General features: G+C 44.2%; 11 protein-coding genes. 5 read left to right on the forward strand and 6 right to left on the reverse strand.

Translation table 11 applies throughout. The annotated features are described in order from the left end of the window. Nucleotides 1–204: 204 nt before the first annotated feature. From ABWW58_RS06405 to ABWW58_RS06430, 6 genes are all read right to left on the reverse strand, one after another. A complete protein-coding gene (locus tag ABWW58_RS06405; RefSeq protein WP_353867364.1) occupies nucleotides 205–1,089 on the reverse strand; it encodes an IS3 family transposase in 885 nt (294 codons plus the stop codon). Beyond that, nucleotides 1,086–1,367: a transposase gene (locus ABWW58_RS06410; RefSeq protein ID WP_353867365.1), complete on the reverse strand. Its 282-nt coding sequence runs from the start codon at nucleotides 1,365–1,367 to the stop codon at nucleotides 1,086–1,088. The genes ABWW58_RS06405 and ABWW58_RS06410 overlap by 4 nt, the downstream gene beginning before the upstream one ends. Nucleotides 1,368–2,190: 823 nt before the next feature. Beyond that, nucleotides 2,191–2,760, reverse strand: a complete 570-nt coding sequence (locus tag ABWW58_RS06415; RefSeq protein WP_353868347.1) for a DUF420 domain-containing protein — start codon at nucleotides 2,758–2,760, stop codon at nucleotides 2,191–2,193. Nucleotides 2,761–2,858: 98 nt separating this feature from the next. Next, complete coding sequence (locus tag ABWW58_RS06420) at nucleotides 2,859–3,518, reverse strand: HD domain-containing protein (RefSeq protein WP_353868348.1); 660 nt, start codon at nucleotides 3,516–3,518, stop codon at nucleotides 2,859–2,861. A 76-nt stretch (nucleotides 3,519–3,594) separates the two neighbouring features. Continuing rightward, nucleotides 3,595–4,065: a chemotaxis protein CheW gene (locus ABWW58_RS06425; protein ID WP_353868349.1), complete on the reverse strand. Its 471-nt coding sequence runs from the start codon at nucleotides 4,063–4,065 to the stop codon at nucleotides 3,595–3,597. A 135-nt stretch (nucleotides 4,066–4,200) separates the two neighbouring features. After that, nucleotides 4,201–5,136, reverse strand: coding sequence for a cation diffusion facilitator family transporter (locus tag ABWW58_RS06430; protein WP_353868350.1), 936 nt, complete (start codon nucleotides 5,134–5,136; stop codon nucleotides 4,201–4,203). A 708-nt stretch (nucleotides 5,137–5,844) separates the two neighbouring features. Between ABWW58_RS06430 and ABWW58_RS06435 the strand changes: the two genes are divergently transcribed. The 5 genes from ABWW58_RS06435 to ABWW58_RS06455 all read left to right on the forward strand — a co-directional run bounded on the left by ABWW58_RS06435 (nucleotide 5,845) and on the right by ABWW58_RS06455 (nucleotide 12,652). After that, nucleotides 5,845–6,789 (forward strand): YybS family protein, encoded by a 945-nt coding sequence (locus ABWW58_RS06435; RefSeq protein WP_353868351.1) that lies wholly within the window; start codon nucleotides 5,845–5,847, stop codon nucleotides 6,787–6,789. Between the two features lie 571 nt (nucleotides 6,790–7,360). Further along, complete coding sequence (locus tag ABWW58_RS06440; RefSeq protein WP_353868352.1) at nucleotides 7,361–9,340, forward strand: DHH family phosphoesterase; 1,980 nt, start codon at nucleotides 7,361–7,363, stop codon at nucleotides 9,338–9,340. Continuing rightward, complete coding sequence (gene rplI, locus ABWW58_RS06445) at nucleotides 9,340–9,783, forward strand: 50S ribosomal protein L9 (protein WP_353868353.1); 444 nt, start codon at nucleotides 9,340–9,342, stop codon at nucleotides 9,781–9,783. The genes ABWW58_RS06440 and rplI overlap by 1 nt, the downstream gene beginning before the upstream one ends. Before the next feature lie 66 nt (nucleotides 9,784–9,849). Beyond that, nucleotides 9,850–11,220, forward strand: a complete 1,371-nt coding sequence (dnaB, locus tag ABWW58_RS06450) for a replicative DNA helicase (RefSeq protein WP_353868354.1) — start codon at nucleotides 9,850–9,852, stop codon at nucleotides 11,218–11,220. Between the two features lie 145 nt (nucleotides 11,221–11,365). Further along, entirely contained in the window at nucleotides 11,366–12,652 is a 1,287-nt protein-coding gene (locus ABWW58_RS06455) for an adenylosuccinate synthase (RefSeq protein WP_353868355.1), read from the forward strand. Nucleotides 12,653–13,280 lie beyond the last annotated feature (628 nt).

Here is a 13,280-nt window from a genome sequence, read left to right on the forward strand (position 1 = left end):
GCCCAATCTGAGAAATAGACGGAGAAATTCCGCTTATTTTGAAAATGAACGAAAAAATAGCTTAAATTGGAGTTCTGTCAATAAAGTGGACACAAAAATGTGAAACTGAGTTTAACTAAATGCCTACCGCGCTCCGCTTGGTGTGGCTTTTCTCATGGAAAGTTGAAAGGACCAACTGTCCATGAGAAAACCCGTTTGGGTCATTTATGAGACGCTCCCTGCTTGCTCATGCATCTTCTCAAATTGGTTCGGCGACCAGTAACCCAGACTTGAATGCATCCGGTATGTGTTATAGCGATAGATATAGTGATTGATCGCCTGTATAGCCTCTTCACGCGATCTGAAGCGTCTCCGATAGATGAGATCTTTCTTCAGTGTCGCATGGAATGACTCCATGCAAGCATTGTCATACGGATCTCCTTTGCGGCTCATACTGATCTGCATCTGGTGCTTTTTCATCAGAGCGATATACTCGTTGGCGCAGTACTGAGAGCCTTGGTCTGAGTGATGAATGAGTCCTTTACCTGGCTGACGTTTCTCAATCGCCAACTTGAGTGCCTGCAGAGGAAGATCTTGTGTCATCGTCGCGTCCATATACCATCCGACCACTTTCCGTGAAAACAGGTCGATGACCGAAGCCAGATACACCCATCCTGCCAGTGTCCGAATATAGGTCATATCTGTGACCCAGGCTTGATTCGGCGCCTTTTGTTGGAACTGACGATTCAATAGGTTAGGATAGACCTTCAGATCGTGTCTGGAATCAGTGGTTGCGACATATCGCTTCTTTGGCGTTGCCCTCAGTCCCATTGCTTTCATCTCGCGTGCAATCGTTTTTTGCGACACAATAAAACCTTGACGCAACAGGGCAATATGGATGCGTGGACTGCCATAGTGTCCGTGATTCTGATAAAAGATTTGCTTGATCCGACGCTGTAATTCTTTTCGTTTACGCATCCGCTGGGTATTCGTTTCCTGTCGCTCGCCCCGACTCCATTTATAATAACCGCTCTTCGATACGTTCAAGACAGTGCACATCAACACTACAGAATGTTCATCTCGATGAGCTTCAATGAATCTGTACCTCACTGACGGCCTTGAGTGAAGATGTGCATGGCTTTTTTTAAGATTTCGTTTTCCTCTTTAAGTCGTGCAATTTCTTTTAACTGTTCTTTCTGGAGTTGTTCTATTTCTTTTTGTGTCCGGTACGGTTGATGTTTCTGTTTTAACGACTCTCGGTAATCGCTCACCCAGCGACTGACCGTACTCTTGGACAGTTCCAATTCATAGGCAACTTCGCGGGCAACCCTCCCGTCATCCACAATCAATTTTGCGACATATTCCCGATACTCCCGATCGTATGCCATAGTTGAACACGCCCCTTTTTAGGATAGTTTAATCATACGAAATCCCATTTTGACATGTCCACTATTTAGACTAACTCTAAATAGACGGAAAAATTCCGCTTATCGCATCGAAAAACGGGAAAATGGAGGGCTTTTTCTGTGCTTAAGCGGAAAAATTCCCCTTATTTACCTGTGAAACAAGCGTCATGATGCATATAACCGGAAAATCTCCGCTTATTTTATTCCGGCCGTGTTACTTAATTAAGGATCCAAATGATTTATTAGAAAACTTGGCTTTGCCAAGCCTCTGGCGAAGGCGAAGACTTAGTTGCGACGGCCATGGACGGCCTAGTGTCCGGTGAACCGCAGGACGCGGCGTTTTTTCGGACCGCTTACACTCGTTTCCTTTAAATGGTTTTTTATACTTTCCTACCAGTGTGGAACAGAAATGTCTGTTCACGCACAAGGTTGATGATTCAAAACGGTATTTGGAGCAAAGGAATTTTCGTATGTAAGGAACCTCGCTAAGTGTAAGGGATCTTTCGCTAATGATGCATATGTCCTGCAAGCAACGCGAAAGTCATCACATCCTGTGAAAGCATGTCCTGTAAGCAACGCGAAAGCCACCGCATCCTGCGAAAGTCACCACATCCTGCGAAAGTAAAGACCAGGCGCTCTTTTCCCGGTTTTTCAAATCACAAAAATGACTTAAGCATAGTAACTAGGTAAATTATTTCATGTAGGTAATCTTATGATTCGGTTGCACTGTAATTGACAGTAAAAACCCTCGGAAATCGGATTTTATTGTCCGACTGCCAAGGGTCAGTTCATACTGAAACCTTTACTAATAATACGGTGCCATCATCACGTAGACAATAACCCCGGTCAGGCTTACATAGAGCCAGATCGGCATTGTCCAACGAACAATACGCTTGTGTTTTCCAATTTGCATGGTCCATCCCCAGATAAGGGAAAACAAAGCGAGGGGAACAACAAAAGCAGCCAGTATACTATGCGTAATCAGGATAAAGAAATAGATCGGACGAATAATACCATCGCCTCCATAGTGCGGGGGCGGTGCGAGGTAATGGAAAGATAAATAAGATACTAAGAACAGGAGCGTCGACGTAAATGCCGCGAGAATAAATCCACGGTGTACATTTATCTTCTTATTTTTTATCGCCACCAGAGCGGCGACGAGAAAAATAAACGTAAAACTATTAAAAACTGCGTTAAATCGTGGAAGCAAATAAACATCGAATCCGATATGCCCTTTGTAGCCGATGAACGGTGCAAAAAACAGCAGTAGGATAAATGCGTCGGCGACCACGGAAAAGGCGAGAATAGATAGGACATAGTGTTTGTTGCGCTTAGCTTTGTCCTTCTCGTCTTGCAAATTCATTTGTTTCTGCATAACCAGGCAACCCCTTTTGTCACAAAACGGACACATTTATTCTATCATAAGAGAGATTCAGAGGTTAATCAAGAAAAATGTTTGATCAAGAAGTCCGTTTAGTCCTTTGGTGATGGGGGATTTTTCTCTGCGCGCAGCAGCTGTTCAGTAATCGATTTTATTCGAGTATGAGAAGTAATTTCTTCTTCGATCATTTCTTTAAGAATCACAGTGATAAAATAACGAACGGACACCATATCGCTAAATTGAATGATTGAGGTAAGAGCTTCCTTATAAATTTGAAAAAACAGAGGTTCAGGATTGCCCTTTTGGATTTCTCCGTAGGCTTCATAGAGCAAATCAATTTTATCAGCGACGGCAAGTATCCGTCCTTCGAGTGATCGATCCTTTCCCTCTTTGAAGCGCGCTTCATAGACTTGACGGAACTCTTTTGGGAATTCTTTGTTTAGATATTCCTTCGTCATTGTCCCTTCAACTTGAGAAAATAGTTCTCTAAGTTTAGGCAGCGCATACTTTACCGGTGTTTTAATGTCACCTGTAAAAAGTTCTGAGTAATCATGGTTGATCGCTTTTTCGTAAACTGTTTTCCAGTCCACATTTTGTCCGTTCTCTGCCTCGACAGTTGCCAAAAATTGAACGATTGTGGCAACTTTAAATGAATGGCTGGCAACAGAGTGTTCTTGGTATTTAAAAACACCTGGACAGCGGTAAATGCCTTCCAGGTCAGATAAGCTTTGAAAGTATTTATGAATTCCCATAAATGTCTCCTCCCGCTTAAACATGTAGTTGATTTGTAATACGACACCAGATCACCGCGTAATCTCCATCCGTTGGTCAATAACCGATTTTTTCACGTTCCTCAGTGTTCAATCCGGAAGTAAAATTGATCAGTTTAGATATGCTGATCAACGGCAGAACTTTGTCCTCTAAGGTAACCTGTTTTGTTAAAAGTTGGTGTGGGTCCGCATCATCCTCGGTTATAGTGACCAGCTGACTGGCTTCGAAAGAAAATGTATCGCCAACGGCATCAATGTCCAATGCCACGGGCTCCGATCCTAAAGCACAAATCACATATTTTTTGTCTTTATTTGTGAATCGATTTTCCGAAGCATGGAAAATCTGTCTTAATGAGAGAACCGGAATAATCGTGCTTCTCAATGAAATCAAGCCTGCAAAAAAGGGATGAGTAACGGGTACGCTTAGAATTGAGATCGGTTCAATAATTTCTTGAACATCCTTAATTAGTACGCCGATTTCTTGAGTGCCAACAAATAATGTAATACCTGAATACTCTTCGGAATCCATTGCCAACATCCATCACCTCAATAAACTAATGAGAAAATGCCTCGACCAAAATGGTGAGAACGCAAACTCTCTTTATAATCTATTTCGAACTTTGATTAAGATTACTTAATAGTGTAAACGAAAAATACATGTTCGTCATTTGTTTTTCAGATGAGGCACCGAATCCGGTTCAACTAATTCTTTGCCTTCATACCATGGGTTGATGTGAATCAGTACCTCCTCTACATCCGGGTAAATACGAAGCATTTTTGTTCGGATTGCCTCGGTAAGGTCATCGCCTTCTTGAATAGTATAGGAGGCGGGAATACGAATCTGCGCGTCAATAAGTACTGCGTTTCCGTGTTCACGGGCACGTAGTATATCGATTTTTTTCACTTCGGGAAATGAAAGAAAGACTTCGCTGTATTTTTCCTGCGCGTTCTCATCGACACTGCTTTCCATTAACACATTTGTTGCTTTGATGATCATGACAATGGCAATTCTCAAGATCAAAATGGATACAACGATGCCGGCGACCGGGTCTCCAAAGTGTGTATAAGGGATATTGAGGACACTGCCGATCCAGCCGATGCCCAGACCAAGTGCCGCAGCGATCGACGCGTAAATATCTGCAAGGTGATCGGCGGCAGTTGCATGTAAACTTTTGCTGTGATAGCGATAAGCGGCTTTATTCGTGTACAGGTATAAGAGCCATTTCCACAGAGCAGAGACAAGGGCCGCGATGAATGCCCACAAGCTGACAGAAGATATGGGTCCAAATAACGCTTTGACAGCCTCGTATGAAAGAAACAAAGCGGCGACAATCAAGACGATTGAAATAAAGGCGGTTGAAATATCTTCCGCTTTTCCGTGACCGTAAGGGTGTTCGCGGTCGGCCGGATGGTTGGAGAGTTTCATTGAACCAATTGTGGCTATGGAAGCAATCACGTCGCCTCCGTTATGCACGCCATCGGCGACAAGAGCAGTACTATGGAAAATCAATCCGAAGATGATTTTTATTAAAGTTAAAAGTAAGTTGCTTACCAGACTGACCCATGCGGTAAGCAGTGCTTTTGGTCCTTCATAGGTCATAATGATTCACACTCCTTAAATTGTTTACCCAAGGCAAGTCGGGAAACAGAAAAGGCAATCCGCAAGCGGACCGCCTTTTTAAAAAAGTCTATTTTCACTGTTAAAGTATTCATAAGGATACCAACTCTCGTTGATAAAAGTAGTCAATAGCTTTGGTAAGGAAAACGGAAACAAGCCTGTAATCAAAAGGAGAGGCAAGTCATCCACTAAAAATAAAACGCTTTCTTTTGTTTTTAAGATAACATTTTAATTATATGAATATCTTTTATGAATTGCAAGGAAAAGATCACCTCTTTCAATAAAAAGTGCTTTTGTATTATAATGAAAATTATGGGGTTTCAAAGTCGTCCTATTCATTAAGACGAATAGCCTGCTTGTTCATAAGCGGAAGCAGGCAAATTTCGATTGTGACCAATTGTTTGCCGTTCATTGAGCTGTTAATCCAGTGAACTTATATTAGAAAACGTGGTTTCGCCAAGCTTTAGCAAAGGCCAAGCCGTCGCGGCCATAATGGTCAGGGTCCGATGAGCCGCAGGATGTGGTGGGCTTCGGCGTTGCTCATAGGAAGTGAGCGCCGTTAGTCGAAGATCCGTTATTCGCCTGACCGCTTGCACTCGTTTTCTTAACTTTTTTTATTTTTACCACTTTCTTACCAGCGTAAGAAAATGCGGGATTCTCCTGCAAAGCCCAAGCTTAAGAGGTGTTATTATGACTGATCGAAACGCTCTGATACGCGGAGCGCTTGCAACGATTTCATTATATCTTCTAATTGCTTTAACTTTTTTTATGCCTTATGTTTCATTGATTTCCGTGTGGTTTATTCCGTTGCCGCTTATGTTTCTTGCGGCCAAAGATGGCTGGAAGCACGCTCTATGCGGCTTTGGTCTCGGTGTTCTGTTTTTAGTGATCGTGGACCATTCGCTCTACTCATTGTTACCCATATTTTTTATGACTTTGGGTGCTGTACTTGGCTATGCGGTTTATTTGAAAAAATCTGCATTCGCACTCCTGCTTGTGGGGAGTCTGACCAACATTTCAGTGCTGATTGTTTATTTAGCAATGTCTGTTCTGATTTTTCACTTTAATCCGGTTACTGCCGTACAGTCCGCACTCAATGATTCGTTTCAGCAGGTTGCGAAGCAAATGGCACCGATATTGGAACAGAATACAGATGAATTGGCAACGCAATATCAGACGCAAATGGACAGTATTGTTCACCTCGCACCGGTGATTTTAATCGTAGTCGCCGTTACCTATGCTCTAATTGTTGCCTTAATTAGCTTGCCGGTTTTACGGAAATTTAAGGTTGATGTGCCGCGCTGGGTTCCGTTTCGTATGTGGCAAATGCCAAAAAGTATTATCTGGATCTATTTAATTGTCTTGTTTGCCGGTTGGTTTGGTATTGAGAAAGACACTCCTTTGTACACGGCGATGCTTAATATTGATGTTATCCTGCAGATATTGCTTGCAATTCAAGGGTTTAGTCTCATTTATTATTACGCCCATATTCGGAGATTTCCATTGATTGTGCCCATTTCGCTAACGCTATTAGCAGGCATTTTCGGATTCTTGTTACTGCAAATGGTACGTATATTAGGTATAATTGACCTAGGTTTCAATCTTCGGAAGAAAATTGATCAGAAGAAGTCCTAATATATACAATGGGACTGTATTTACACTGATAAGAAAGTATAAAAAAATTAAAGATTCAAGGAAACGAGTGTAAGCGGTCCGAAAAAACGCCGCGTCCTGCGGTTCACCGGACACTAGGCCGTCCATGGCTGTCGCAACTAAGTCTTCGCCTCCGCCAGAGGCTTGGCGAAGCCAAGTTTTCTAACAAGTAAAGAAAGTTTATTATTTTGCACGTTTTCAAACCAATAGACCAGTGTCTTGGCTGAGAATCAAAGCGGAGGTACGAGACGCCTGCGGGATTAGCGTGCTGGCGAGACCCCGCAGATTTCTACCTGTTTGAGGAGGCTCGCGGTGCGCCCGCGGCAAGCGAGTAACCGAAGCGACGATTCAGCACCGAAAAGACACAAAACCATCACACATGGCTGGAGATTAAGGACCGGGCTGTGCCCGTTTTTCTTATAGTGAATGAATTCCCTGAAAATTACTACATTCATAGGTGCAACAAGTGTATCTAATGTTGTGTTTACTCAATTTATGAACCATCTTCTCTCAGAATTATTGCGGAGAAATGCGGTTGCGGGAGCTGAATGATTTGGCGAACCAATTTAAACATCGATGGCGCAGTGATCTGCTCATAGTGATCGGGCTGCTGTTTCTTCTTTTTCTTGTATTCACAGCATTCTTAAATTGGTTGCTGTCCATTGCCGGACTTGTGCTTCTCGCCCTGTCCGTTTTGTGGTTCTTAGTTAATGAAAGACAATTCGATAAGGAATTAATTGAGTATGTGGCCGGTCTATCCTATCGGCTTAAGAAAGTCGGTAATGAAGCGCTGCTTAATATGCCGATTGGTATTCTTTTGTATGATGAGTCAGAACGGGTGGAATGGTGCAATCCTTATCTCAACCAAATCGCGGATGAGAGCCGAAAAACGGTCATCGGACGCCCGTTGCATGAGGTTTCGGAGCTGCTGAGCAAGCTGATTGCATCAGACAACGAATCAATGATCGTCGCATTGAACGAACGGCAATATCGTGTGCGCTTAAAGCGACCGGAACGTCTACTGTATTTTACCGATATTACGGATGTCTTGGAGATAAAGAAACAGTATTACAATGAAAAAACAGTGCTTGCTTTGATTTTTTTGGATAATTATGATGAAGTGACGCAAGGGCTCGAAGATCAGGTGCGAAGCACAATTAATAATGAAACAACGACAATCATTAAGACATGGGCGTCTGAGCACGGTATTTATTTGCGCCGAACGGCATCAGATCGTTTTCTTGCCATCTTGAACGAACGTCTGCTTCACTCTATAGAAGAAGAGCATTTCTCGATACTTGATAAGGTACGGGAAATTACGGTTCCGCTCAGCCATATTCCTTTGACTCTAAGTGTTGGCGTTGGTGCGGGTACAGCTTCACTAGAAGATTTGGGAAGCTATGCTCAATCTGCGTTGGACTTGGGGCTGGGACGAGGAGGAGACCAGGCGGTTATTAAACGTCCGGATGGAGATGTCCGTTTCTATGGAGGAAAATCGAATCCGGTGGAAAAGAGGACAAGGGTACGCGCGCGCGTTATTTCACACGCATTGTCTGAATTGATGTTGGAAAGTGATCAAGTGATGGTTATGGGACATCAGGCACCGGATTTGGATTCTATCGGCTCGTGTATCGGCATTTTGAAAATTGCTCATGCCAATGGACGAAGCGCAAAAATCATCATGGATCAGACACGTAATGTTTCCGGGGTCGCAAGGCTGATTGATGAACTCAAGAAGCAGAAGAACTTGTGGTCGAACTTCATCACCGAAGGTCAGGCTGCCGATCAGATAACGAGAAGGACATTGGTTGTTGTCGTTGATACACATCGTCCGTCTATGGTTGCTGATCCACCATTGCTCGCAAGCAGCCATCGTATTGTTGTCATTGACCATCATCGCAGGGCTGAAGAATTTATTAAAGATCCGGTTCTGGTGTATATGGAACCGTATGCCTCTTCGACAGCCGAATTGGTTACAGAGCTGCTCGAATATCAGCCGAATGAACGACCTTTAGATCTAATTGAGGCGACGGCGATGCTTGGCGGGATTGCCGTCGATACCAAGAATTTCACACTCAGAACTGGGTTCCGAACATTTGACGCAGCATCTTATTTACGCGCACATGGCGCAGATACAATTTTGGTACAGAAGTTTCTCTGTGATGATTTGGATCAGTTTAATCAGCGTGCAGAATTAATTCGAAGGACACATTTGTATAGGCAGAATGTTGCAATGGCGGCGGGCGACAGCGATCACATCTATGATCAAGTACTCCTTGCACAGACTGCTGACACGATGTTAATGCTCGAGGGGATTCGAACTTCGTTTGTCATCGGCAAACGGACAGACGGACTAATTGGCGTAAGTGCCCGTTCACTCGGTGATTTGAATGTACAGGTGATCATGGAGAGTATTGGAGGCGGTGGCCATTTGAATAACGCGGCGACGCAGATGGCAGACACGACCATTGAAGAAGCGACCACACGCGTGAAACGCGCCATCGACCTGTATCTTGAAGGAGGTTTATCCTAATGAAAGTGATCTTTTTAAAAGATGTTAAAGGTAAAGGAAGTTTAGGCGAAATCAAAGATGTATCAGAAGGTTATGCACGTAACTATCTCTTGCCCAAGAAACTTGCGGTTGAAGCAAATAGAAGCAGCTTGAGCCATCTGGAAGCTCAGAAGAAAAAGAAGCAAGAGCTTGAAGCGAATGAGCGGCATGAAGCGGAAGTACTTAAAGAAAAAATTGAAAAAATGACTATTGACATGAAGGCAAAGTCCGGCGAGGGAGGACGATTGTTTGGATCGATTACCAGCAAACAAATCGCCGCAGCCTTAAAGAAAGCGAATATTTCTATCGATAAACGAAAAATAGACTTGCCGGAACCCATCCGAACTTTAGGCTACACAGACGTAGCGTTGAAGCTTCACTCGGATGTCCTTGCAACTGTAAAGGTTCATGTCACGGAAGAATAAGCGCGTTTCATCCGCCTTGCGCACGTACTTGGCGGATTTTAACGTTTCAAACGAAGGAGGCGTGCCATGAGTGACTTATTCGCTGACCGAGTTCCACCCCATAATATGGAGGCAGAGCAGGCGGTTTTAGGCGCGATTTTTCTTGAACCGTCAACGGTAATTACTGCTTCAGAATTGCTGGTGCCCGAGGATTTTTATCGGACAAGTCACCAGTTGATTTTTTCCGTTATGCTGGACCTTTCAGAAAAAAATGAGCCGGTCGATGTGGTTACAGTGACGAACGCGCTTCAAACGTCAAAACGGCTTGAAGAGATTGGCGGCGTGTCCTATTTAGCTGAACTCGCCGGATCGGCGCCAACTGCCGCAAACATTGAATACTACTCCACGATTGTTGCGGAGAAAGCAACCCTCAGGCGCTTGATCCGAACGGCAACACAAATTGTCTCCGATGGATACACTCGTGAAGAGGGTGTTGAAGGCATTCTTGATGAAGCGGAGAGGAAGATTCTTGAAGTCGCCGAGCGAAAGCGCACCGGTGAATTTCAGTCAATTAAAGATGTGTTGATTGAGACTTACGACAACATCGAAATGCTGCAGAGCCGTCATGACGATGTCACCGGCACGCCAACGGGTTTTCTCGAGCTTGACCGAATGACGGCGGGTTTTCAGAAAAGTGATCTCATTATTGTTGCCGCACGTCCTTCCGTGGGTAAAACGGCGTTCGCCCTAAATATTGCGCAGAATGTCGCCATCAAAAATGAAGCAAATGTTGCCATTTTCAGCCTTGAAATGGGTGCGAAACAACTGGCCATGCGTATGTTGTGCGCGGAAGGGAATATTAATGCTCAGAAACTGCGAACCGGCAGCCTAGAGGATGAAGATTGGCAGAAGCTGACGATGGCTATGGGAAGTTTGTCACGCGCGGGCATCTATATTGATGATTCGCCGGGTATCCGTGTCAATGATATCCGTTCAAAATGCCGCAGACTGAAACAGGAAAAAGGGCTGGATATGGTTATTATTGACTATTTACAGCTGATTTTGGGCTCAGGAGGCGGAGGCAGACAAGAGAACCGCCAACAGGAAGTATCAGAAATTTCGCGAACACTGAAAGCGATGGCTAGAGAGCTTGACGTGCCGGTTATTGCACTTTCGCAGCTGTCTCGTGGCGTGGAAGCGCGTCAGGATAAGCGGCCGATGATGAGTGATATTCGTGAGTCGGGAAGTATTGAACAGGATGCCGATATTGTAGCGTTTCTTTATCGTGATGATTATTACAACAAAGAAAGTGAAAAACAGAATATCATCGAGATTATTATCGCAAAGCAGCGTAACGGTCCGGTGGGTACCGTCGAACTGGCTTTTGTCAAAGAATATAGTAAATTCGTTAATATTGATCGAAAACATAGTGATGACGATGTGCCAAGAGGTGCCTGATCCTTTTTGCCTGAATCCGAACGATAAACAATATATTTTCCGAAACGTTCGTTTCTTCATTGACTTTTAAAACGATTACCTGTTAGACTAAACAGTGGCTTTAGTGAACTAAAATATTATTTTGTAAAAGTAGGGGGCTAAATGAATGTCTTCTGTTGTTGTTGTTGGCGCACAGTGGGGCGATGAAGGAAAAGGAAAAATTACCGACTACCTTTCGGAGAACTCGGAAGTAGTGTCGCGTTATCAAGGTGGAGATAATGCCGGGCATACAATCGTCTGGAACGGTAAGACGTACAAATTACGATTAATGCCATCAGGAATTCTTTACAAAGAAAAGATCTGCGTCCTTGGGAACGGAATGGTTGTCAACCCTAAGTCCCTGTGCAGAGAATTGGACTACATGAAGGAGAGCGGTGTAAGCACGGATAATCTGCGTATCAGCAACCGCGCCCATGTGATCCTCCCTTATCACTTGAAGTTGGATCAACTTGAAGAAGAAAATAAGGGTGCGTCTAAAATTGGCACAACGCAGAAGGGCATCGGTCCTGCTTATATGGATAAGGCGGCACGTGTCGGTATCCGGATGGCCGATCTTCTGGAACCTGAGACCTTCCGTCAGAAACTGGAGAAGAATCTGAAAGAGAAGAATCGACTTCTTGAGAAGTTTTATGATACTGAGGGCTTCAATATTGATGATATATATGATGAATATCTTGAATACGGAGAGCGCCTGAGACCTCTCATATGTGATACTTCTGTGGTACTGAATGATGCGCTTGATGCAGGAAAACGTGTCCTGTTTGAAGGAGCGCAAGGCTGTATGCTGGATATTGATCAAGGAACGTACCCATTTGTTACTTCTTCCAATCCGGTAGCTGGCGGCGTCACAATCGGTGCGGGTGTTGGACCAACGAAGATCAATCACGTTGTGGGCTGCGCAAAAGCGTACACTACGCGTGTTGGCGATGGTCCGTTCCCAACAGAATTGACTAATGAAATTGGCGACAAGATTCGTGAAGTCGGCCATGAATATGGAACCGTTACAGGACGCGCGCGCCGCGTTGGCTGGTTTGACAGTGTGGTTGTCCGCCATTCGCGTCGTGTCAGCGGCTTGACCGATCTCTCTCTGAACTGTGTTGATGTGCTCACAGGTCTTGAAACTGTCAAAATTTGCAAGGCATATAAATATAAAGGCAAGTTGATCGAAGAGTTCCCTGCGAGCCTGAACGTTCTTGCTGAATGTGAACCGGTCTATGAAGAACTGCCGGGGTGGACTGAAGACATTACAGGAGCGAAATCACTATCAGAACTGCCGCAAAATGCGCGTCACTATATGGAACGCATCGCGCAGCTGACCGAAGTGGCACTGTCGCTGTTTTCTGTCGGTCCGGATCGGACGCAAACGATTGAAGTACGCAGTCCGTTTGCCTAACTTTAAATGATTTGAAAGCTTTGCTTATCAACCGTATAAAAGACAAAATGCCGTGGCGATTGCTGCGGTATTTTTTACATTGGCGCATTTAAGGAAACGAGCAGAAAGTATAGCGTTTTGCCTTGCCGGTACGACGATAAGGTCATAAGATTCGGTTGGACTAGGCGATCAGGTAAGCGCTCAATATGAGAAATAAACGGAAAAATTCCGCTTAATTAGAAAATGAGTGAAAAAATTGCTTTAATAGACGGAGAAATTCCGCCTATCGAATCGAAAACCGTGAAAATGGAGGGCTTTTCTGTGCATAAGCGGAAAAATTACCCTTATTTACCTGTGAAACAAGCGCCATGATGCATATAACCGGAAAATCTCCGCTTATTTTACTCCGGCCGCGATACTGAATTAAGGATCAAAATGATTTATGAACTAGAGATGTCTGTTCAAGACAAGGTTGATACTTCAAAACGGTATCTGGAGCAAAGGGGCTTTCGTATGTAAGGAACTTTCGCTAAGCACGCGTACGTCCTGCATGCAACGCGAAAGTCACCACATCCTGTGGAAGTACGTCCTGCATGCAACGCAAAAGCCACCGCATCCTGCGGAAGTAAGGATCGGGTTTTCACGGTTT

The organism is Sporolactobacillus caesalpiniae (assembly GCF_040513385.1).
Classification (GTDB): domain Bacteria; phylum Bacillota; class Bacilli; order Bacillales; family Sporolactobacillaceae; genus Sporolactobacillus.